This window comes from uncultured Sphingomonas sp., assembly GCF_902806265.1.
GTDB lineage: Bacteria > Pseudomonadota > Alphaproteobacteria > Sphingomonadales > Sphingomonadaceae > Sphingomicrobium.
Map to the genome: position 1 here is coordinate 1 of NZ_CADCVZ010000004.1, position 21,355 is coordinate 21,355.

The window sequence follows — 21,355 nt, forward strand, 5'->3', positions numbered from 1 at the left end:
TTCTGCCACAAGGTGTCGAGCCACAGCGCCACCGACGTGTTGGCGAGCAGCTCCTCCTTCCAGCCCTCCACCCGGGCCCGCGTATCGGCGTCGGTCTGCAGGTCGTTGGCGAGGTCGGCGAGCGCCTGTTCCATCCGCACCCGCACGGGATGGGCAGGGTCGGTGCTCATCTCCACCGTGACCTTGCGGAGGCCGTCGAGGATCGAGTCGGCCAGCTTCTCGTCGAGCCCGGCCAGGCGCAGGAACCAGCTCGCGCGCTTGCGCACCAGCTCCCGGATCAGGCTCTCGTTGGCATCCAGCGTGCGGGCCAGGGCCCGGATCCCGGCCTCCAGCATCGGCACGTGCCGGTCCTCGTTGATGGCGGAGGCGAGCGCAGCGCCCATCACCGGTGCGACCTCCGCCTGGCGCAGGCGGGTGGAGATCGCCTGCTTGACGATGCCGCCCAGCCGCTCGTCGTCCAGTGCCTCGAACACGTCGGCGATCAGCCGCGAAGCGCCTTGGCGGATGCGGGCGCCCCCGTCGGTGGGCGATTGCAGAAAGCGACCGGCGGCACCGGCAAGGTCCATGCCCCGCATCCGGCGGGCGACCACGGATGCAACCAGGAAATTGTCGCGGAGGAACTGCGCCAGCGTGTCCGCGATCCGGTCCTTGTTGCGGGGGATGATGGCGGTATGCGGGATCGGTAGGCCAAGCGGGTGGCGGAACAGGGCGGTGACCGCGAACCAGTCGGCCACTCCGCCCACCATTGCCGCCTCGGCAAATGCCTTCACGTAGCCAAGCCAGGGATAGCGGGGTTCGAACGCGCGGGTGACGACGAACACCGCGGCCATGACGACCAGCAGCCCGGTCGCGATGACCTTGATGCCCGCGGCTCCCGGCTGAGCCGGGTTCAAGCGGAGGAGAGGTCCAGGTCGGGGTTGCGGGGCGGCGCGGCTCATTGCCGTCCCAATAGACGAGCCGCGTCGAGGGTCCATCTTAGCCCTCGCGCTACTCCGCCGGTTGTGGAAGCGGTGCTGGCGGTGCGGTCCCGGCCGGGACCTCGTGCGCGCTGGTTCCGACCAATCGCTTGAACACGCGGCCAATACGGCTCTCGATGCTGATCGCAATCGAATAGTATGCCGGAACCAGAACCAGGGTCAGCAGGGTCGAGAAGGTCAGCCCGCCGATCACCGTGATGCCCATCGGTGCGCGCCAGCTGCCGTCCCCGCTGATCGACACCGCGATCGGCACCATGCCGGCGACCATGGCGATGGTAGTCATCACGATCGGCTGGGCGCGCTTGTGCCCGGCCTCCACGATCGCCTCTTCCTTGTCCATGCCATGGTCCATCATCTCCACCGCGAAGTCGACCAGCAGGATCGAGTTCTTGGCGACGATGCCGAACAGCATCAGGACGCCGATCAGCACCGGCAAGGAGATGGGTTGCCCGGCGACGTGCAACGCGATCGCCGCGCCCAGCGGGGCGAGCAGCAGCGAACCCATGTTCACGAAAGGCGCCAGGAAGCGCCGGTAGAGCAGCACCAGCACCGCGAACAGCAGCAGCACGCCCGATCCCAAGGCAATCAGGAAGTAGTAGATGAGCTCGCCCTGCCATTTCTGGTCGCCGAGGTTCATCTTCTGAACGCCCTGTGGCAAAGTCTTGACGGTCGGCAGCTCGTTGATCAGCGGCCATACGTCGCCGCTGACCAGCCCCGGCGCCAGGTCGGCGCCGACCGCTATGCGCCGCATCTGGTCGGTGCGCTGAACGGTGGTCGGCCCTGCGCCGAAGCCGATTTCCGCCACCGCCTTGAGCGGAACAGAACCACCGCTAACCGTTGGAACCGGCAGGTTCGCGAGGGTCGACAGGTCGCGCCGTTCGTTCTCGCTCAAGGAAACGATGATCGGGATCTGCCGGTCGGCCAGGCTGAACCGGGCGCTGTTCTGCGCGATGTCGCCAATGGTCGCGATCCGAATCGTCTGGCCGAGCGCCGACGTGGTCACGCCGAGGTCGGCCGCCAGGTCGAACCGCGGCTTGATCAGGATCTCGGGCCGGACCAGGTCGCCGACCACCCGCGGGGCTACGAGCTGGGACAGGGTGGCCATCTCGTCCGAAATCTTCTCGGCCGTTTGCTGCAGCAACTCGGGATTGTCGCTGCCGAGGTACAGCACCATGTCGCGCCCGCCGCTGCCTGGCCCGCCGCCGCTCTGGCTCATGAAGTTAACCTGAGCGTCCGGAAAGGCCGCAAGCTTCGGCTGGAGCGACCGCTCGAACTCGGTCGAGGTGACCTCGCGGTCCTTCTTCAGCACGATGTTGAGGAAGCCCGTGCCGGTAAAGACCCGCTCGAATACATGCTGGACGTTGGGATTTTCGCCGATGATCTCGGCGACGCGTCCGACCACTTCCTCCGTCTGCTGAACGGTGGTTCCTGGTGGCATGCCCACGCGCACCCGCGAGAAGTCGAGGTTCTGCGCCGGCTGAAAGGTCATGGACAGGGTGGCAAACAACACACCGGTGAGGGCCAGCGCACCCAGGCCGGCGCCGACCATGTAGAGACGATGGTCGAAGATCAGCGACTTCCATTTGTTCAGCCGACCGGGATGACGCGCGCGGTACGCCCGGGCCTTGCTGTCGTCGATGCTCCAGCGGAGCGCGTGGAGGTACCGCTCCATGATCGGCCCCGACGCATGCGGCTGCTCCCCATGCGACTTCAGGAAGTAGGCTGCGAGCAGCGGGGTGATCATGCGGGCCACCAGCAAGCTCATCAGCACGGCGACCACCACCGTAAAGCCGAATGCCTTGAAGAATTGGCCGGAAATGCCCGGCATCAGCGCGACGGGCAGGAACACCGCAACGATCGCCATGGTGGTGGCAAGCACGGCGAGCCCGATCTCGTCCGCGGCGTCGATCGACGCCTGATAGGCCGACTTGCCCATCCGCATGTGCCGGACGATGTTCTCGATTTCCACGATCGCGTCGTCGACCAGCACCCCGGCCACCAGGCTCAGCGCCATGGTCGACATGAAGTTGAGCGTGATCCCAAGGAGATCCATGAACCAGAAGGCGGGGATGACCGACAGGGGGATCGCCAGGGCCGAGATCAGGGTCGCGCGAATGTCGCGCAGGAACAGCAACACCACCAGCACGGCCAGGATCGCGCCCTCGATCAGGCCCTTCATCGCCGAACTATATTGCGCCTTGGTGTAGTCGACGGAGTTGTTGATCTCGACGAAGCGGACCCGCGGGTTCTCCTCCTCAAGCTTGCGGAGCTCCTTCCACGCCGCATCGTAAGCGGTGACTTCGGAAGCGCCCTTGCCGCGTTGCGCATTGAAGCTGATGACCTGCCGGCCGTTCATCTTGGCCAGGGAGCGCTGCTCGGAGTAGGCATCCTTCACCTGCGCGATGTCGGCCAGCCGGACCGTCCGGCCTCCAGGAACCGCGATCTGCGTCTGCGACAGGGCGTAAGCGTCCTCCGCGTTGCCGAGTACGCGCACCGACTGCTCCGACCCGGCGATCTCCGCGCGTCCGCCAACCGCGTTGAGATTGGTCTGGCGCAGCTGCGCGTTCACCTGGGCCGCCGTAATGCCCTGCGCCTGCAGGACGGCCGGGTTCAGGATCACCCGGATTTGCCGGTCGACGCCGCCTTCGCGGGTGACGGCAGCGACGCCCTCTGCGCCCAGCAGCCGGCGGGACACGGTATTGTCCACGTACCAGCTGAGCTCCTCCAGGCTCATGTCGGAGGTCTCGGCAGCGAGGAACATGATGGGATCGCCAGCCGTGCTTTCGCGGCTGATCTGCGGCTCCAAGATGCCTTCCGGCAGCTCCGAACGGATCTGGGTCACCGCATCGCGCAGGTCGTTCACCGACCGGTCGATATCCGTGCCGATCTCAAAAGTGACGATCGTGTCGCTATTGCCTTCGCGGACGCTGCTGCTCAGCTCGTCGACATTCTCCACGCCCCGGATTGCAGCTTCGACCTTTTGGGTGATCTGGTTCTCGATCTCCGCAGGGGTCGCGCCCGGCTGCGAGATCGACACAATGGCCACGGGAAAGTCGATGTCCGGGCTGTTGTTGACCCGCATGCCCATGAACGCCACGAGGCCCGCCAGCATCAGGCCGATAAACAGCACGATCGGCGGCACCGGATTGCGGATGCACCAGGCGGAGATGTTGCGGAAACTCATGGACGCGTTCCGTTCTTCAGCAAGCGTGCACTAGCGGGCCGCCGCCTGGCGCCGCGGATTAATCTTCTGCCCGGGGTTCAGGAACGGTCCGGCCGAGACCACCACCGCCTCCTGGCCAGTTAGACCGTCGGCGATGGTGACGCCGGCTTCGTCGACCGCACCGACCCGGATCGCGCGACGCTCCACCTCATTCTTGTTGTTGACCACGTAGACGTAATTACCGTCGCTGTCGCTGAGCACCGCGCTCTGCGGCAGCAGCGGCGCAGTGGTCGCGCCCGCCGTGATCCGCGCTTCGCCGAAACCGCCGGGGCGCAGCAGCGGGTCGAAGGGAACCGCGATCCGCACCTCGCCCAGCCGGGACTGAGGATCGATCACCGGAGCAATCTGCCAGATCCGGCCGGTGAAGCTGCGGTCGGCGCCAACCGGCCGTACGCTGGCAGGCAGGCCGACCCGCATGGCTGCGAGATCCTGCTGAGGCAAGCGCGCCCGCATCTCCATCTCGCCGTCCTTGGCGATCCGGAACAGGTTCTGACTGCCGCCGCTGATCACCTGGCCAACCTCCAGGTTGCGCTCCAGCACCAAGCCGGCGGTCGGAGAGCGTACGTCGAGGAGCCCGATGCCGGCTCGGGCGGCGTTGAGCTGAGCCTGGGCGACGCGGACCTGGGCTCGCGCCTGATCCACCGCCGACCGCTTGCGATCGAGTTCCGCCCGCGAGATGAAGCCGCGGCCGACCAGCGCCGCGCTTCGATCATACTCGTTCTGGGCGAGCGCTGCGCTGGCACGAGCCGACTCGACCGCTGCCGCGAGCTGGACCGCCTGCTGCTGCTGCACAGAACGGTCCACGCGAGCCAGCGTCTGCCCGGCGCTTACCCGGTCGCCGGCATCGACCAGCACCGCCGTCACGCGGCCGCCGGTCCCCGCCGCTCCAACCGGCTGGTCACGCCGGGCAGCCAGCGACCCACTGGCCGTGACCACCTTGGCAACCTGGCTGCGACCTGGCACGATCACCGACACCGTTGGAACCTGGCCGCCACCGCGCGGACCCGCCGCGGCGGCCTGGGACGCATTGCCGCTCTCACCGCCGGAAAAGAAGAGGTAGGCGAGCACGGCCAGCGCCGTCGCCACAAAGCCGGCCACCACCAGATTGCGCCGCCGGCGGGCGGAACGGTCCACCACCACCAGCGTATCCGAAGCTTCCAGGCGCGTTTCCCGGTTCATGTCCACGTGTCTTTCGTCCTGTCCCCCAGCCACACGCCCGACAGGCGACGCAGCAGGAGGCTGTATTACGTCAATAACTCACCAGAGGCAACAAGGACAAGCGCCGGACCGGGACAATTGTTTTTCGACCAAAGGCCGCTTTGCTACCGCGAACGCCGCTTGCGCGTATAACCCGTTATTGGTGCGCACCTGTCGCACTGCAACGGTGGAGCGGTGAGTCATGCTGTCAGATTATGGAATCATCGGGTGGCTGGTAATCGGCCTGCTGGCCGGCGGCATTGCCAAGCTGCTGATGCCGGGGCGCGATCCGGGCGGCTGCATTATCACGATCCTGCTTGGCATCGCCGGGGCCATGCTGGCCGGCTTTGTTGGACGAGCGCTGGGCTGGTACGGTCCTGAAGACCAAGGCGCGGGCTTTCTCGCGGCGATCGTCGGTGCCTTTGTGCTGCTGTTCATCTACCGCTTGGTGGCTCGTCGCCGCCGGGTTTAAGCGAGCCGTTCAGCTTTGCGTTACAGGCGGCCTTGCAGCCCTAGGCAGCCACGGACGGAGAACCAGCATGAGCAGATCCTTTTTCCTGGCGTTTGCCCTGGCGAGCGCTTCTTTTCCTTCAACAGCAACAGCAACAGCGCAGATGGCTGTGGCCCAGCCGATGGCCGGCACCCGGCTCGACATCAGCGCCACCGGCGAAGTTACCCGGGTTCCGGACATCGCAATCATCTCGGCCGGGGTGGTCACCCGGGCCGACACTGCAAGCGCTGCCATCGCGGAGAACGCCGCGCGAATGGAGCGGGTGCGGACCGCGCTCCGCCGCGCCGGGATTGCGGCGCGCGATATCCAGACCAGCAGCGTCAACCTCAACCCGGACTATGTCTACGCCGAGCGGCAGCCGCCCCGGCTGTCCGGCTATCAGGCGGCCAACACGGTGAACGTGCGCTTTCGGGATATCCGCAACAGCGGCCGGATTCTGGACGCGCTGGTGGCGGAAGGCGCCAACCAGATCAATGGGCCGACGCTGACCATCGACAAGCCGGAAACGGCGCTGGACGAGGCGCGGACGCAGGCGCTGGCGGCAGGGCGGGCCCGGGCGGAGCTGTATGCGCGCTCGCTAGGGCTGCGGGTCGTGCGGCTGCTGTCCGTTAGCGAAGGCGGCGGCTTCCAGGTGCCTCCGCCGATGCCCTACGCCCGCGGGATGGTCGCGCAGGAAGCTTCGGCCGCCAAGACGGACATCATTCCCGGAGAGCAGCAGCTTCAGGTCACCGTGCAGATGAGCTTCGAGCTACGATAGGCGGCGCCAGCCAGCTGCGAGGTGGACCGCGCCGAGCGGCTGGTCGAAGCTAGCCGCGGGCGCTCCACGTCCGCTGCGCGCGCTCGTGCATGCTGAGTTCGATCGGCTTTGCTGCCGAGGGGAGGGGCGCAAAAGAAAGGGCCGCCCCGATCGGGACGGCCCTGCCTTCACTTCCAGCGATGCCGTGTGGCGCGCTTACCGAACGCGGCCGCGACGCAGCAGGTTGACGATCGCCAGCAGGATGATCGCACCCAGCAGCGAGATCAGCAGGTTCGGAAGCGAGAAGTCGCCCGAGGTGATCGATCCGCCACCCAGCAGCGGCGCCAACAGCAGGCCGCCCAGGATCGCCCCGACGATGCCGACAACGACGTTGAGCAGGATGCCCTGCTGAGCGTCCGTGCGCATCACAATGCTGGCAAGCCAGCCTAGGATACCGCCGACGATGATGATCAGAATCCAGGTAAGCATGCGTTCCCTCCTGTTATCGCCGCGGGCACTCGCATGCTCGCGGCCTTCCGGCACAAAGACGCGTTGCCACGCATCTTGTTCCGCCAGAGGAACGCTTCTGTTCAGATTCGTTTCCGTAATGAGTTAACTTCAAATCAGTAGCGCTGTTGCCGCTCGTAAACGTCGCGATAGTGCTGGATGCGGGTGACGCGCAGCCCGGGCATGCCGCTCCGATCCACCGCGCGCTGCCAGCTGGCGAACTCTTCCAGGCTCAGGCAGTAGCGTCCGCACGCCTCGTCAACGGAAAGGAGACCGCCCGCGACCGCAGCGACCACTTCGGCCTTGCGCCGGACCACCCAGCGGGTCGTCCCTGGTGGCGGCAGCGAGTCCAGCGTGAGCGGTTCCCCAAGGGGGCCGATCACTTGGTAAGGCCGGAATTTCTGATTCTCGAGCATGGCTTCCTCAGACCGGGTTGGACGCTTGTTGGTCCGAGCGGTTTAACCCCCGCCCGTTGAAAGAAAGCTGAAACGCACTGGTAAACAGAAGCCTCACTCGTCCTTGTCTCCCCGTTAACCGCATTGCGGAAACCGTGCTCAGCGCCGGGCCCAGCAACGCATGGGTCGGCCCGGCCCGCGCGACCACGTCCGCTGCCGCAACCATGCTCGCCGGCTCCAAACTGTTCTCACGATCCGTGGTCCTCCTGCCTCCAGGCATCCGCCTAGCGCCGAATGGTGAATTTCGAGTAAAGACTCGGCCATGCTCATTGACTTCGGCCTGTCCCGCCCCGCCCCGGAGGCCCGGATCGTCATTGCCATGTCCGGCGGCGTCGACAGCTCGGTGGTAGCTGCGCTCGGCGCCCGCACGGGCGCCGAGGTGATCGGCGTCACCCTCCAACTCTACGATCATGGAGAGGCGGCCAAGCGCTCGGGCGCATGCTGCGCGGGGCAGGACATCTTTGACGCGCGCACCGTTTGTGACCGGCTCGGCATCGCGCATTACGTGCTGGACTATGAATCCCGCTTTCGCAGCGGCGTGATCGACCGCTTCGCGGACGATTACGCCCGCGGCCGCACGCCCGTCCCCTGCTCGTTGTGCAACCAGGGGGTGAAGTTCACCGACCTTGTCGACTTCGCGCGCGAGCTCGGCGCCGATTGTCTCGCCACGGGACATTATGTCCGCCGGGTGGTGAGCGGCGGAGATGCGCAGCTACGCAAGGGCGCCGACCCGGCGCGCGACCAGAGCTACTTCCTCTACGGCACTACCGCCGAGCAGCTTTCTTTCCTCCGCTTCCCCTTAGGCGACCTGCCCAAGGCCCGGGTGCGTCAGCTCGCCGTGGAAGCGGGACTGGTGGTCGCTGCGAAGCCCGACAGCCAGGACATCTGCTTCGTACCCGACGGCGACTATGCCGGGCTGGTCAAGCGGCTTCGGCCCGAGACGGCCGCGCCCGGCGAGATCGTGGACTTGGGCGGGCGCGTGCTGGGCCGGCACCCGGGCGTGGTGCACTTCACGGTCGGCCAGCGCCGCGGACTTACGATCGGCGGTCAGCAGGAGCCGCTTTATGTGGTTCGCATCGAGCCTGAGCAGCGCCGGCTGGTGGTCGGTCCACGCCACGCGCTGGGAGTGGCAGAAGCGCGGCTCGAGCAGCTCAACTGGATCGGCGAGGATCAGCGCGAAGTCACCGTCAAGGTCCGCTCGCTGGCGCCGGCGGTGCCCGCGACGATCAGCGGCGACCGGGTCCGCTTCGCCCGTCCGGAGTATGGTGTGGCCCCGGGACAGGCGGCGGTGATCTACGACGGCGACCGGCTCCTCGGCGGCGGGTGGATCGCCGAGACCGTTCCGGCCGAAGTCGCGCTGGCCGCCTGATGCCCCCGCCGCTCAGCGCGGGCATTCTGTTGTTCCGAGTGGCGGGCGAGCCCGAAGTGCTGCTGGTCAAGCCGGGCGGCCCGTTCTGGCGCGGCAAGGACGCAGGCGCCTGGATGATCCCCAAGGGCATGGTGGAGCCCGGTGAAACGCCCGAACAGGCAGCGCTGCGCGAGTTCGAGGAAGAGGTGGGCACCCGGCTGCAGACGGTGCCCGAACGCCTGTGCACGGTGCGCCAGGCCGGCGGCAAGGTGGTGGAAGCCTTCGCCGTCGAAGGCGACTTCGACCCCGCCACCCTGTGCAGCAACGCCTTCGAGATGGAATGGCCGCCGCGCAGCGGTCAGCGCCAAGCGTTCCCGGAGGTGGCCGAAGCCCGCTGGATGCCGCTGGAACAAGCGCGCGAGCTGATGCTCCCGAGTCAGCTGCCGATGCTGGATGCCCTTGAGGAGCGGCTCAGTCGCTAGAGCTGGAAGCTGCCCTCGATCACCGTCCAGCAACGTCCGCCGAGCAATACCCGGTCGGCGCGCAGCTCGCATTCGAGCAGACCGCCGCGGCGGCTCACCTGCGCGGCGGTGAAGCGGGTGCGGCCAAGCCGCTGCGTCCATAGCGGCACCAGCGCGGCATGGGCGGAACCGGTTACCGGATCCTCGTCGATGCCATGGTAGGCGGCGAACACCCGGCTTGCCACCGCGTGGCGCTTGCCCGGCGCGGTGACCATCACCAAACTATCGATTGAGCGCAAGGCGGCGCAGTCGGGCCGGACCGCGCGCACCGCCGCCTCGTCGGGCAGGGTCACGATCACCGCGCCGTTGCCGCCGCGCCCGCGGTGCACCTCTCCCGTCACGCCCAGCGCGGCAAGCGCGTCAGGAGCCTCGCCCGGCGTCACTTGCGAAGCGGGAAGATCGAGCTGCAGCAGGTCGCCCCGCCGCTCGACCGCAAGCACGCCGGAGCGGGTCGCGAACCGCACCCGTCCCGCGGTCAGCAGAACGTGGCCCGCCGCCAGCGTCGCGTGGCCGCACATGTCGACCTCGGTCATTGGCGTGAACCAGCGCAAGGCGTAATCAGCCTCACCGCCTTGGTCCGGCACGGTGAAGGCGGTCTCGCTGAGGTTGTTCTCGGCCGCGATCGCCTGCAATTGCTCGTCCGGCAGCCATGCTTCCAGCGGCATCACGGCCGCCGGGTTGCCGGTCAGCGGGCGCTCGCCAAAGGCGTCGACCTGGAAGAAGGGCAGGATCATGGCTGGCGTTCCGTCAGCTCGCTCGGCAGCAGGGTCTCGCGGTCGGTATGGCCCTCGGGATCAAGGTGGAGGAAGATCTCCGTTCCCGGGAAGCGCCGCTGCAGGTCCTCCTCGACCAGATCCATCCGATCGTGCGCCTCCTTGACCGTCCATTCCTCGGGCACCCAGCAATGAAACTGGATGAAATCGTGCGCGCCGCTGGAACGGGTGCGGACGTCGTGGATGCCCTTAAGCTCGGGGTAATTGGCGCAGGCGGCGAGAAAGGCTTCGCGCTTTGCCGCGGGCCATTCGCGATCCATCAGCTGGTTGACCGCCTCGCCCGCCGCCCGCCACGCGCCCCACAGGAGCCATGCGGCAATGACGATACCGAACATGGCGTCGGCGCCGCGGAGCCGCAGAAAGCCGTCGAGCAGCAGCGCGGCGATCACCGCGGCGTTCAACAGCAGGTCGGACTTGTAGTGGATGTTGTCGGTGCGGATCGCGACGGAGCCGGTGCGGGCGATGACCCGGCGCTGATAGGCGAGCAGCAGCAAGGTCGCCGCGATCGCCGCCAGGCTGACGCCGATGCCGAGCCCCGGGTTGGTGGTTGGAGCTCCATTGAGCAGCCGGTCCACGGCACGCCAGCCGATCACCAGCGCAGAGGCGGCGATCAGGACGACTTGGCCCAGCGCCACCAGCGCCTCCGCCTTGCCGTGCCCGAAGCGATGGTCATGATCGGCCGGGAGCGCCGCGATGCGTACGCCCGCCAGCGTGACCAGGCTGGCCACCAGGTCGAGCGCCGTATCGGCCAGGCTGCCCAGCATGGCGGTCGAATCGGTGGCAACCGCACCCCACGCCTTGGCGACGAGCAGGAGGGCGGCCATCACCACACTGGCGAGCGCGGCCCGCGTGGTCAGCCGAGCCCGGTCGTCGCCTGTCACCCTCATGGGTAGAGCAGCCCGTCGCTCCAGCCCTCGCCGGTGCGGGTGAATAGCCGCCGATGATGCAGGCGGAAGGTGCGGTCCTCCCAGAACTCGATAGCGTCGGGCACCAGGCGGAAGCCCGACCAGTGCGGCGGGCGAGGCACGTTCTCCTCCCCGAAGCGCTCCTGCATGGCTGCAACCCGCGCTTCAAAGGTCTCGCGCTGGTCGAGCGGCCGCGACTGCTCGCTTGCCCAGCTGCCGATCCGGCTGTCGCGTGAACGGCTGGCGAAATACTCGTCGGCGTCGGCTTCGCTGAGCGCTTCCAGCCGCCCCTCGGCCCGGACCTGCTTGCGCAGGGACTTCCAGTGGATGCACATCGCACCCCACGGATTGGCGGCGATCTCCCGCCCCTTACGACTCTCGAGATTGGTGAAGAAGCCGAAGCCGTCGGGCCCGTGACGCCGCAGCAGCACCATTCGCACCGATGGCCGTCCGTCGGCAGTGGCTGTGGCGATCGCCATCGCATCCGGGTCGTTGAGCTCCTTGTCCTGCGCCTCCGCGAACCAGGTGGCGAACAGCTTGAAAGGATCGTCGGGCATGGCCGGCGACTTAGGCCCGCCAGCGGTTCCCGGCAACTTGGCCGAACTGTCTTGTCCCAGCAAGGCACCGATCCCAACTAGCCACGCATCGATCTTCACGGCATGACGCGGAGCCATGGACTTATACGCAAGGCTCGGGGTCAAGCGCGGGGCGAGCGAGGCCGAGATCAAGAAGGCCTATCGCAGCCTCGCCAAGCAGCTTCATCCCGACCGCAACCAGGATAACCCAAAAGCCGCCGAGCGCTTCGCTCAGGTGACGGCCGCCTACGACCTCCTGTCCGACAAGGACAAGCGCGCCCGCTACGACCGTGGCGAGCTCGACGAGGAAGGCAATCCCAAGATGCCGTTCGGCGGTGGGGCGGGCGGCTACGGCGGCGCTCGCCAGAACGGTCCGGGCGCTGGGTTCGAAGGCTTCCCCGGTGGCTTTCCGGGCGGAGGCGGAGGCGGAGGCGGAGGTGCGGAGACGGCCGACCTGTCCGACATTTTCGAGGGCCTGTTCGGCGCAGCGCGCGGCCGCGGCGGCGGCGGGGGCTTCGGCCGCCGGCAAGCTCCACCGCAGAAGGGAGCGGACGTCGTCTACCGCCTGCGCGTGCCCTTCACCCATGCGGCGACCCTGGCGCCGCAGCGCGTCACCCTGCGCGACAAGACCATCGATCTGCAGCTGCCCAAGGGGGTCGAGGACGGCACCCGCATCCGCCTGGCCGGCAAGGGTGAGGCGGGCCCTGGCGGCGCGGGCGACGCCATCGTGACAGTGGCAATCGAGCCGCACCGCTTCTTCATGCGCGACGGCAAGGACGTGCGGCTGACCCTGCCCGTCACGCTCAATGAGGCCGTGCTTGGCGCCAAGGTCAAGGTGCCTACCCCGGACGGGCCGGTGATGCTGACGGTGCCCAAAGGCTCCACCTCCGGCAAGGTGCTGCGGATCAAGGGCCGCGGCTTCGCCGACAAGAGCGGCACCCGGGGCGACCAGCTGGTCACGCTCAGCGTCGACCTGCCTGCGAACGATGCCGCGCTGGAGCGCTTTGCGGCCGAGTGGAGCGGCGGCGGCAATCCCCGGGCACTGCTGGGCGTCTAGAACCCGCGCGATGCAGGAAACCTCCCCCCATTCCCCGGAGGAACGGCGCAAGCGGCTTGCGCTAGTGAAGGCACGCTTTGGCGAGCAGGTCGTCAACCGGGTCAAGCCCGGCACCCGACCGTTCGAGATCGTCAAGCGGGTGGCGGTAGGCGTGTACAACGATGGCTTTATTCACGCAGGCAACCTCGCATACCTGTCGATCCTTTCGATGTTCCCCTTCTTCATTACGGCCGCCGCGCTCTTGCAGCTGTTCGGTCGGCCGGAGGACATCGCCGGCACCGTTCGCGTGATCCTTGAGCAGATACCGCCGGATGTCGCGTCCGTGGTGCGCGAACCCATCCAGGAGGTACTGACCGCCCGCACGGGTCCGCTGCTCTGGTTCGGAGGGCTGGTCGGCCTGTGGACCGCCACCAGTTTCGTGGAAACCATCCGCGACATCCTGCGCCGGGCCTACGGCGTGAAGTACACCGCTCCTTTTTGGGAGTACCGGTTGATCTCGGTGGCCTTTATCATCGGGGCGGTCCTGCTGCTGATGATCGCCTTCGCCGCCAGCGTGCTGATGTCGTCGATCGAGACGGTCATCGTCCGGCAGTTTCCACAATTCGACGATGTGCTCGGCACCCTGCAGCTGGCCAGGCTGGTTCCCGCCGCCGCGCTCTATGGCACGATCTACGCTATCATCGTTGTGTTGACCCCGTCCCGCTATCGCCGAAAGACCTGCCGCAAGTGGCCCGGAGCCCTGCTGATCACCGCCTGGTGGCTTCTCACGGCCGAACTGCTGCCCGAGGCGATCAGCCTGGCGGGCGGTTACGATCTTACCTACGGCAGTCTCGCCGGAGTGATGATCGCGCTGCTGTTCTTCTTCATCGTCGGCCTGGGCGTCACCATGGGCGCGGAACTCAACGCCGCACTGGCGGAGGTCGAGCCCAAGGCGCTAGAGGGCGAGATCTATTCGGGCCCGTTCAGCGATCAACTGGAGGTCGAGGAAGCCGAGCCTGGCGAGGACGTGCGCAAGGAAGAAGGGGGAGGGGTCGCGGCATGACCGGACTGATGAGGGGCAAGCGCGGGCTGATCATGGGCCTGGCCAATGACCGCTCGCTCGCGTGGGGCATTGCCCAGCAGCTGGGCGGGGCAGGGGCGGAACTGGCCTTCTCCTACCAGGGCGAGGCGCTGGCGAAGCGCGTCCGCCCGCTCGCCGAGCAGCTCGGCTCCACCACCTTGATCGACTGCGACGTGTCCGACATGGCCGCGCTCGACCGCACCTTTGCCGAGCTGGGGGAGCGCTGGGGCAGGCTCGACTTCCTGGTCCACGCGATTGGCTTTTCCGACAAGAACGAGCTCCGCGGCAAGTTCGTCGACACCAGCCTCGACAACTTCCTGACCACCATGAACATATCGGTCTACAGCTTCGTCGCGGTGACCCAGCGCGCCGCCCGGATGATGCAGCCCGGCGGCTCCGTGCTGACGCTCAGCTATTACGGCGCCGAGAAGGTCATTCCGCACTACAACGTCATGGGTGTCGCCAAGGCCGCGCTGGAAACCTCGGTGAAGTATCTGGCGATGGACCTCGGCCCGGACGGCATCCGCGTCAACGCGATCAGCGCCGGCCCGATCAAGACGCTGGCGGCGAGCGGTATCGGCGACTTCCGCTACATTATGAAGTGGAACGAGTATAACTCACCGCTCCGCCGCAACGTCACGATCGAGGATGTCGGCGGGGCCGGGCTCTACCTGCTCTCGGACCTGGCGAGTGGAGTCACCGGCGAGATCCACCATGTCGACGCAGGCTATAACGTGGTCGGCATGAAGGCCGGGGATGCGCCGGACATCGCGACGGTATGACTTGGCTGCGCAGAGGCTTTGAGACGCTCCAGCGGGAACTGCGCTCCGCCAAACGGCTCGCGAACGACCCCCGCGTGCCGCGAGCGGCGAAATGGGTGGCAGCGGCAACGCTCGCCTATGCGCTCAGCCCAATCGACCTCATTCCCGACGTAATCCCGCTGTTAGGGCAGCTGGATGACCTGTTGATTGTCCCGTTCGGCATTTGGCTGATGTGGCGATTGGTTCCGGCCAGCCTACGGTCCGAGCTGCGCGACCGGGCAGTCGATCAGACCGGCGACGTCCTCCCTCCTGCAAAGGTTTAAACATAGCGAGCCAGCGCTTCTCGGCAGCTGGCCCGCAGGTTCTCCAACCGCGACCGGGAGCCTTCCTGCGCCCCGCCGCCGACCAGCGACGCAGCGACCGCGGTGATCGTCTGAATGGCGTTGTCGAAGTTCTGCAGCCCGGTAGCGTGTCGCGCAAGCATGGCGCTGTCCGCCGTCAGCTCGTCGCTGAGGCCGCTCATCAGCTGCACCACGCCTAGCAGATCCTCGCTCAGCCGAACCGCCGAGGTGGCCACATCCGCTCGCCCCGCAGCTTAGCCGCTGCGGTGCGGTTCCAGAGGTATGGCGCTGCGGACGGACCGAGCGATCGCATCCACTCGCTGCTGCTGACTGTTGACCGGCGCCTTGAGCCACTCATGTACGCAGATCGGCCCGGCGAAACGAAGGCCGCAGCGACCAGGCGTGCTCCATGCCACAACTGCCGGAGCGACCAGGGTGCCGCGCAGCAGCTGCACCGCCGTGCGAGCCGGCGGAATGGCGGCGGCTTCCACCAGAGCGCCGGAAGCTGACATGTTCCTGACCTTGGCTGGCGCGGAGAAGCCGGCGCCCATGAGCGTGGCCGCCAGGAACATGTTCGTCCTCGGGGCGTCGCGCGCGTCACGGGTGTTCTCCGCGGCAATCATGTCAATGCGCTCGTCAGCTTGAGCTAGGTCTCGGTTAAGTTAGCTCACGCCCGTTAAGGGCCCGCTAGCCTTTGCACCGTTTCGGATGCATCACGCACCCGAGCCCGACCTGGAAGTGCATAGCTTGGAGCTCAGCTGGCGAATGGGTCGCGCACCAGGATCGTGTCGTCGCGTTCCGGGCTGGTGCTCACCAGCGCGACCGGGCAGCGGATCAGCTCTTCCACCCGCCGGATGTACTTGATCGCTTGGGCCGGAAGCTCCGCCCACGACCGCGCGCCGGCGGTGCTCTCTGCCCAACCGTCCATCTCCTCATAGACCGGCTCGACCCGCGCCTGGTCCGCGGCGTGCGGCGGCAGATAGTCGAACTCGCGTCCGTCGATCCGGTAGCCGGTGCATACCTGCACCTTCTCGAGACCGTCGAGCACGTCGATCTTCGTCAGCGCCACGCCGGTAATCCCGCTGACCGCCACCGCCTGCCGCACCAGCACCGCGTCGAACCAGCCGCAGCGCCGCTGCCGCCCGGTGACCGTCCCGAACTCGCGGCCGCGCTCGCCCAGCCGCTGCCCGACGCCATCGAACAGCTCGGTCGGGAACGGCCCCGAGCCGACCCGCGTGGTATAGGCCTTTACGATCCCCAGCACGAACCCCGCCGCGCCAGGCCCCGTGCCGCTGCCGCTGCCGGTGGTACCCGCCACCGTGTTGGACGAGGTCACGAACGGGTAGGTCCCGTGGTCAACGTCCAGCAGCACGCCCTGCGCGCCTTCGAACAGGATGCGCTTGCCCGCGCGCCGCGCCTCGTCGAGATCGACCCACACCGGGCGCGCGAATTGCAGCACGAACTCGGCAATCTCATTGAGGTCCGCCTTCAGCCGCTCACGGTCGACCGGCGGGCAGCCGAAGCCCGCGCGCAGATGGTCATGGTGCGCACAAAGCCGGTCGAGCAGCGGATCGAGTTCGCCCAGGTGCGCCAGATCGCACACCCGGATCGCCCGCCGCCCGACCTTGTCCTCATAGGCCGGCCCGATCCCGCGCCTGGTCGTGCCGATCTTGCCCGCCCCGCTCGCATCCTCGCGCAGCGCGTCGAGGTCGCGGTGAATCGGCAGGATCAGCGGGCAGGTCTCGGCAATCCGCAGCACTTCGGGCGTGACCGCCACGCCCTGGCCGCGGATGCGCTCTACCTCGTCCTGCAAGGCCCAGGGGTCCAGCACCACGCCGTTGCCGATGATCGACGGCGTTCCCCGCACGGTCCCGCTCGGCAGCAGCGACAGCTTGTAGGTCTCACCGCCCACCACTAGCGTGTGCCCGGCATTGTGCCCGCCCTGGAAGCGCACCACCGTGTCCGCCCGGCTCGCCAGCCAGTCGACGATCTTGCCCTTGCCCTCGTCCCCCCACTGCGCGCCCACGACGGTGACGTTGCCCACCCTTGTTCCTTCCTGAACGGATCGCTCACAGGCGATTCAGCGGGGCGTCCTATTGGCAAGGGGGTGATGCGTCCAGCCAACCCTACTACCGGAGTGTCCCGCGGCCTGCTCGGCGCGCTGGTGCTGGCGTTGTCCGCCCTCCTTGCGCGCGGCCTGCCGTTTTAGTGCAGCCGTGACCCGTCCGGTACCGGCCGCTCGGGTGAGACCAGCACCACCGCGCCCTCCGCATCGCTGAAGCCGAGCGTCAGCACCTCGCTGATGAAAGGCCCGATCTGCCGCGGCTGGAAGTTTACCACCGCCGCGACCTGCCGTCCGACCAGCGCCTCGGGCGAGTAATGGACGGTGATCTGCGCCGAACTCTTGCGCACCCCGATCTCCGGCCCGAAGTCGATCCTGAGCTTGAGCGCGGGCTTGCGCGCCTCGGGGAAGGCATCGGCGGCGACGATCGTGCCGACCCGAATATCGACCTTTCCGAAGTCCTCGAACTCGATCAGTTCATCAATCATCAGGCGAACCCCAGCGGAACTACCTCGCGAACGCCGGGCAGGGCGTGGAGCTCCGCCAGCACCGGCGCCGGCACGGGGCTGTCCACAGCCACCAGCGCCACCGCCTCGCCGCCGGCCGCCCGCCGGCCGAGATTGAAGGTCGCGATGTTGATGCTCGCATCGCCTAGCGTGCTCCCCAGCCGCCCGATGAACCCGGGCCTGTCGTCGTTGACGATGTAGAGCATGTCGCCCGCCAGCTCCGCCTCCACTGCCACCCCGAAGATTTCGACCAGCCGCGGCGCGCGGTTGCCGAACAGCGTGCCCGCGACCGCCTGTTCGCCTGCTCCGGTGCCCGCCGTCACCCGCACCAGCGTGTGGTAGTCGCCCTCGCGCTCATGCCGCACCTCGCGCACGTCCAGCCCGCGTTCTTTGGCCAGGAAGGGCGCGTTCACCATGTTTACCGTCTGGCTGTAGGTGCCCATCAGCCCCGCCAGCACTGCCCCGGTGATCGGCTTCTGGTTGAGCTCGGCAGCGGCGCCCTCGACCTCCACCGCGACCGAGCGCACGCCTTCGCCGAGCACCTGCCCGACCAGCCGCCCCAGCTTCTCCGCCAGCGCCATGTAGGGCTTCAGCCGAGGCGCTTCCTCGGCCGACAGCGACGGCATGTTGATCGCGTTGGTGACTCCGCCCAGCAGCAGGAAGTCGCTCATCTGCTCCGCCACCTGGATGGCGACATTGACCTGCGCCTCGCTGGTCGAAGCGCCCAGGTGCGGCGTCGAGATGAACCCGGGAGTCCCGAACAGCGGCGAGTCGGTCGCCGGCTCCGTCTCGAACACGTCCAGTGCCGCACCCGCGACATGGCCGCGGTCCATCGCCTCCTTGAGCGCCGCCTCGTCGATCAGCCCGCCGCGCGCGCAGTTGATGATCCGCACGCCGCGCTTGGTCCTGGCCAGGTTCTCCCGGCTAAGGATGCCCCGCGTCTGATCGGTCAGCGGGGTATGCAGGGTGATGAAATCCGCTCGCGCCAACAGCTCGTCCAGCTCGACCTTCTCGACCCCGAGCTCCAGCGCCCGCTCGGCCGTCAGGAACGGGTCAAAGGCGATCACCTTCATGCGGAGGCCGAGCGCCCGGCTGGCGACGATCGAGCCGATGTTGCCAGCGCCGATCAGCCCGAGCGTCTTCGCGGTCAGCTCCACCCCCATGAAGCGGTTCTTCTCCCACTTGCCCGCCTGGGTCGACGCGTCCGCCTCCGGCAGCTGCCGGGCGAGCGCGAACATCAGCGCAATCGCATGCTCGGCGGTTGTGATCGAGTTGCCGAACGGCGTGTTCATCACCACCACGCCGCGCGCAGTCGCCGCGGGCAAGTCGACGTTGTCGACCCCGATGCCCGCGCGCCCGACCACCTTGAGCCGTTCGGCCGCGTCCAGCAGCTTGGCCGTGACTTTGGTCGCCGAACGGATCGCCAGCCCGTCGTAGTCGCCGATGATCGTCCGCAGCTCGTCCGGGCTCAGCCCCGGCTTCTCGTCCACAACAATCCCCCGCTCGCGAAAGATCGCGGCGGCGCGAGGGTCCATCTTGTCGGAGATTAGTACGCGCACGCTCATGCCGTTTGCTCCCATGCCCAATCAAGCCAGGGCCCAAGCGTTACCACGTCGGCCGCGTCCACGGTTGCTCCGCACCAGATCCGGAGCCCCGGCGGCGCATCGCGATAACCGGCGATGTCGTAAGCCGCGCCCTCGGCCTCCAGCAGCGTCGCCATCCGCTTGATCCGGCCCTCGTCCGCGCCCTGCAGCGTCAGGCACACGCTCGTGGTGGATCGGCTCGCCGGGTCGGCCGCCAGGTGCCCGAGCCAGTCCCGCTTGGTTACAATCCGATCCAGTGCTGCCGCATTGGCCTGCGACCGCGCGATCAGGCCCTCGATCCCGCCGACCGACTGCCCCCATTCCAGGGCGAAGATCGCATCCTCCACCGCCAGCATCGACGGCGTATTGATCGTCTCGCCCCTGAACACGCCCTCGTTGAGCTTGCCGCCGCTCACCAAGCGGAACAGCTTGGGCAGCGGCCGGTCGGGCGTGAAGCTTTCCAGCCGCTCGACCGCTCGCGGCCCCAGGATCAGGACCCCGTGCGCCCCTTCGCCGCCCAGCACCTTTTGCCAGGAGAAGGTCGCGACATCGATCCCGTCCCACGGCAGATCGTAGGCGAACACCGCACTGGTCGCGTCGGCGAAGCTCAGTCCTACCCGGTCCGCCGCGATCCATTCGCCATCAGGCACCCGCACGCCGGAGGTGGTGCCATTCCAGGTGAACAGCACGTCGTGGCTCCAGTCCACCTCGCCCAGGTCCGGCAGCTCGCCATAGGGCGCATGCAGCACCCGCGGCTCCAGCTTCAGCTGCTTGACCGCGTCGGTCACCCAGCCCTCGCCGAAGCTCTCCCAGGCAAGGCAGGTCACCGGTCGCGCGCCCAGCATGGTCCACATCGCCAGCTCGAACGCGCCGGTGTCCGAGCCAGGCACGATGCCGATGCGATGCGTCTCTGGCAGCTCCAGCAGCTCGCGCATTAGCTGGATGCAGTGCGCCAGCCGCCCTTTGCCCAGCTTGGACCGGTGCGAGCGGCCCAAGCTGTCGATCTGCAATTTGTCGAGGGACCAGCCGGGCGGCTTGGCGCAGGGACCGGATGAGAAGAACGGCCGCAAGGGGCGCGTGGTCGGCTTGCCAATCATATAACTCTCCTCGCAGAGAGCGCGCGCCGCGTTGGGGCGGCGTGGCCCGTCGCCGGTTGTAGAGACAAGGTGCCGATCGGCAAGGGGCGAATCTCTGCCGCCACGCAGAATCATCCGGAAAGTTCCGTGCCTTGCGCCGCGCAAATGTGAAAAGAGGTGCGACTTAGCTCAACTCACCGCTTTCCCCTCGCAACTCATCCCGCCAAGCGCCTGAAACGGTTGAATTCGTTAACCAGAACCGGTTCTCTCTCCTTGTCAGCACGACCGCTGGGCAAAGCGGAAGCGCATGGCGGGGGCTGGGGAGCTCCTGGAATGAACCAGACAGACGGTGTCGCGCCAAGCGACTCCGCCCGTTCGGCGATATCGGAGCGAAGACTGGAAATGGCTACCGCATTGACCGCACCGACCGGGCTGCTGCGCAGCCGTGACCTGTTCCTGCACGACGGTGCCAAGCTGCGCCGGATTCGCCTTTCCGCTCCGGTGCAGGCGACCTTTTTCCTCGCCATGCTGCTGCTGGTCGGCTGGTGCGCTTATGCCACCGCGCAGCTTGCGGCGCGCAAGCCGGTCGTGGCGGTCCGGGCCGCGGCGGCTCCGGCCGGCGATCTGGAACAACGCGCCCGCCTGATCGAACAGCGACAGGCGGTGATCGAAGCGATGCTGGTGGGCGAACAGGTTAACCCGGCGCTGCTGTCCGCTGCCGCCAAGAGCGCAGCGCTGGCTGCCGGCGGTCCGCTCGACCGGCTGGAAGCGGCGCAGGTCAAGCAGGCAGCCATGGTCGCTAAGGCGCTGGAAGCCCGGTACGAGCTGACCGCCGAGGAGCTCAAGAAGCTTGGCCTGACCCCGGCACGTGTCGGTGCCGTCGGCGTGGGCGGTCCCTATGAGCCCGCCAAGTCCGCCGATCCCACCTTCAAGGCGCTGTTCAACAGCTGGAAGAAGCTGGACCAGCTGCAGGACAGCGTCATCGCCGTTCCGTCCGACAAGCCGGTCAAGACCGCTGCCTTCACCTCCAGCTTCGGCGTCCGCTCCGACCCGTTCAAGGGCAGCGCTGCCATGCACGCTGGGATTGATCTCGCCGGTCCGGTCGGAACCCCGATCTACGCCACCGCCGACGGCACCGTCAGCGACGCTGCCTGGAACTCGGGCGGCTACGGCAACCTCGT

General features: G+C 67.5%; 23 protein-coding genes. 9 read left to right on the forward strand and 14 right to left on the reverse strand.

Translation table 11 applies throughout. The annotated features are described in order from the left end of the window. The 3 genes from QZX62_RS01250 to QZX62_RS01260 all read right to left on the reverse strand — a co-directional run. Window positions 1–893: DUF445 domain-containing protein (locus QZX62_RS01250; RefSeq protein ID WP_294171568.1), on the reverse strand; the 893-nt coding region annotated here is incomplete at its 3' end. Between the two features lie 94 nt (window positions 894–987). Next, the gene (locus tag QZX62_RS01255; RefSeq protein ID WP_294171569.1) at window positions 988–4,161 is read right to left on the reverse strand and encodes an efflux RND transporter permease subunit; all 3,174 of its coding nucleotides are present in this window, start codon (window positions 4,159–4,161) and stop codon (window positions 988–990) included. 30 nt (window positions 4,162–4,191) lie between these two features. Continuing rightward, on the reverse strand, window positions 4,192–5,379 hold the full coding sequence (locus QZX62_RS01260) for an efflux RND transporter periplasmic adaptor subunit (RefSeq protein WP_294171570.1): 1,188 nt from the start codon (window positions 5,377–5,379) through the stop codon (window positions 4,192–4,194). A 220-nt stretch (window positions 5,380–5,599) separates the two neighbouring features. On the opposite strand from QZX62_RS01260, the gene QZX62_RS01265 reads away from it, so the two are divergent. Both QZX62_RS01265 and QZX62_RS01270 read left to right on the forward strand, forming a co-directional pair. After that, entirely contained in the window at window positions 5,600–5,869 is a 270-nt protein-coding gene (locus QZX62_RS01265; protein ID WP_294171571.1) for a GlsB/YeaQ/YmgE family stress response membrane protein, read from the forward strand. 142 nt (window positions 5,870–6,011) lie between these two features. Beyond that, window positions 6,012–6,665: an SIMPL domain-containing protein gene (locus QZX62_RS01270; RefSeq protein WP_294171573.1), complete on the forward strand. Its 654-nt coding sequence runs from the start codon at window positions 6,012–6,014 to the stop codon at window positions 6,663–6,665. A gap of 195 nt (window positions 6,666–6,860) precedes the next feature. On the opposite strand, the gene QZX62_RS01275 is transcribed toward QZX62_RS01270, so the two are convergent. Beyond that, on the reverse strand, window positions 6,861–7,133 hold the full coding sequence (locus QZX62_RS01275; RefSeq protein WP_294171574.1) for a GlsB/YeaQ/YmgE family stress response membrane protein: 273 nt from the start codon (window positions 7,131–7,133) through the stop codon (window positions 6,861–6,863). 134 nt (window positions 7,134–7,267) lie between these two features. Then, on the reverse strand, window positions 7,268–7,567 hold the full coding sequence (locus tag QZX62_RS01280; protein WP_294171576.1) for a DUF1153 domain-containing protein: 300 nt from the start codon (window positions 7,565–7,567) through the stop codon (window positions 7,268–7,270). Window positions 7,568–7,868: 301 nt separating this feature from the next. On the opposite strand from QZX62_RS01280, the gene mnmA reads away from it, so the two are divergent. Together mnmA and QZX62_RS01290 are read left to right on the forward strand one after the other, a co-directional pair. Continuing rightward, window positions 7,869–8,975, forward strand: coding sequence for a tRNA 2-thiouridine(34) synthase MnmA (gene mnmA / locus QZX62_RS01285; RefSeq protein WP_294171577.1), 1,107 nt, complete (start codon window positions 7,869–7,871; stop codon window positions 8,973–8,975). Continuing rightward, window positions 8,975–9,436, forward strand: coding sequence for an NUDIX domain-containing protein (locus QZX62_RS01290; RefSeq protein WP_294171578.1), 462 nt, complete (start codon window positions 8,975–8,977; stop codon window positions 9,434–9,436). The genes mnmA and QZX62_RS01290 overlap by 1 nt, the downstream gene beginning before the upstream one ends. Here the strand turns inward: QZX62_RS01290 and QZX62_RS01295 are convergent. The 3 genes from QZX62_RS01295 to pdxH are packed head-to-tail and all read right to left on the reverse strand — an operon-like array spanning window position 9,433 to window position 11,710. Next, window positions 9,433–10,209 carry a PhzF family phenazine biosynthesis protein gene (locus QZX62_RS01295; protein WP_294171579.1) on the reverse strand — a complete coding sequence of 259 codons (777 nt, stop codon included), beginning with the start codon at window positions 10,207–10,209 and terminating at the stop codon, window positions 9,433–9,435. The genes QZX62_RS01290 and QZX62_RS01295 overlap by 4 nt on opposite strands. Then, on the reverse strand, window positions 10,206–11,135 hold the full coding sequence (locus QZX62_RS01300) for a cation diffusion facilitator family transporter (protein WP_294171582.1): 930 nt from the start codon (window positions 11,133–11,135) through the stop codon (window positions 10,206–10,208). The genes QZX62_RS01295 and QZX62_RS01300 overlap by 4 nt, the downstream gene beginning before the upstream one ends. Next, window positions 11,132–11,710 (reverse strand): pyridoxamine 5'-phosphate oxidase, encoded by a 579-nt coding sequence (gene pdxH / locus QZX62_RS01305; protein ID WP_294171583.1) that lies wholly within the window; start codon window positions 11,708–11,710, stop codon window positions 11,132–11,134. The genes QZX62_RS01300 and pdxH overlap by 4 nt, the downstream gene beginning before the upstream one ends. Before the next feature lie 115 nt (window positions 11,711–11,825). Here pdxH and QZX62_RS01310 point away from each other — a divergent pair, with 115 nt between their 5' ends. The 4 genes from QZX62_RS01310 to QZX62_RS01325 all read left to right on the forward strand — a co-directional run bounded on the left by QZX62_RS01310 (window position 11,826) and on the right by QZX62_RS01325 (window position 14,929). Next, window positions 11,826–12,785, forward strand: a complete 960-nt coding sequence (locus tag QZX62_RS01310; RefSeq protein ID WP_294171585.1) for a DnaJ C-terminal domain-containing protein — start codon at window positions 11,826–11,828, stop codon at window positions 12,783–12,785. A 64-nt stretch (window positions 12,786–12,849) separates the two neighbouring features. Next, complete coding sequence (locus QZX62_RS01315; protein ID WP_366926171.1) at window positions 12,850–13,827, forward strand: YihY/virulence factor BrkB family protein; 978 nt, start codon at window positions 12,850–12,852, stop codon at window positions 13,825–13,827. Next, on the forward strand, window positions 13,824–14,627 hold the full coding sequence (gene fabI, locus QZX62_RS01320) for an enoyl-ACP reductase FabI (protein WP_294171587.1): 804 nt from the start codon (window positions 13,824–13,826) through the stop codon (window positions 14,625–14,627). Before QZX62_RS01315 ends, fabI begins: the two co-directional genes overlap by 4 nt. Continuing rightward, complete coding sequence (locus tag QZX62_RS01325; RefSeq protein ID WP_294171589.1) at window positions 14,624–14,929, forward strand: YkvA family protein; 306 nt, start codon at window positions 14,624–14,626, stop codon at window positions 14,927–14,929. The genes fabI and QZX62_RS01325 overlap by 4 nt, the downstream gene beginning before the upstream one ends. Here QZX62_RS01325 and QZX62_RS01330 read toward each other — a convergent pair. From QZX62_RS01330 to QZX62_RS01355, 6 genes are all read right to left on the reverse strand, one after another. Beyond that, window positions 14,926–15,183: a hypothetical protein gene (locus QZX62_RS01330; protein WP_294171591.1), complete on the reverse strand. Its 258-nt coding sequence runs from the start codon at window positions 15,181–15,183 to the stop codon at window positions 14,926–14,928. The genes QZX62_RS01325 and QZX62_RS01330 overlap by 4 nt on opposite strands. A gap of 18 nt (window positions 15,184–15,201) precedes the next feature. Continuing rightward, on the reverse strand, window positions 15,202–15,570 hold the full coding sequence (locus QZX62_RS01335; RefSeq protein ID WP_294171592.1) for a PilZ domain-containing protein: 369 nt from the start codon (window positions 15,568–15,570) through the stop codon (window positions 15,202–15,204). 131 nt (window positions 15,571–15,701) lie between these two features. Then, the gene (locus QZX62_RS01340; RefSeq protein WP_294171594.1) at window positions 15,702–16,991 is read right to left on the reverse strand and encodes an adenylosuccinate synthase; all 1,290 of its coding nucleotides are present in this window, start codon (window positions 16,989–16,991) and stop codon (window positions 15,702–15,704) included. Window positions 16,992–17,152: 161 nt separating this feature from the next. Further along, the gene (locus QZX62_RS01345) at window positions 17,153–17,497 is read right to left on the reverse strand and encodes a tRNA-binding protein (protein ID WP_294171595.1); all 345 of its coding nucleotides are present in this window, start codon (window positions 17,495–17,497) and stop codon (window positions 17,153–17,155) included. After that, complete coding sequence (gene serA, locus QZX62_RS01350; RefSeq protein WP_294171596.1) at window positions 17,497–19,080, reverse strand: phosphoglycerate dehydrogenase; 1,584 nt, start codon at window positions 19,078–19,080, stop codon at window positions 17,497–17,499. The genes QZX62_RS01345 and serA overlap by 1 nt, the downstream gene beginning before the upstream one ends. Then, window positions 19,077–20,195, reverse strand: a complete 1,119-nt coding sequence (locus QZX62_RS01355; protein WP_294171597.1) for a phosphoserine transaminase — start codon at window positions 20,193–20,195, stop codon at window positions 19,077–19,079. The genes serA and QZX62_RS01355 overlap by 4 nt, the downstream gene beginning before the upstream one ends. Before the next feature lie 381 nt (window positions 20,196–20,576). Between QZX62_RS01355 and QZX62_RS01360 the strand changes: the two genes are divergently transcribed. Then, on the forward strand, window positions 20,577–21,355 hold a 779-nt coding region (locus tag QZX62_RS01360; RefSeq protein ID WP_294171598.1), incomplete at its 3' end, for a M23 family metallopeptidase.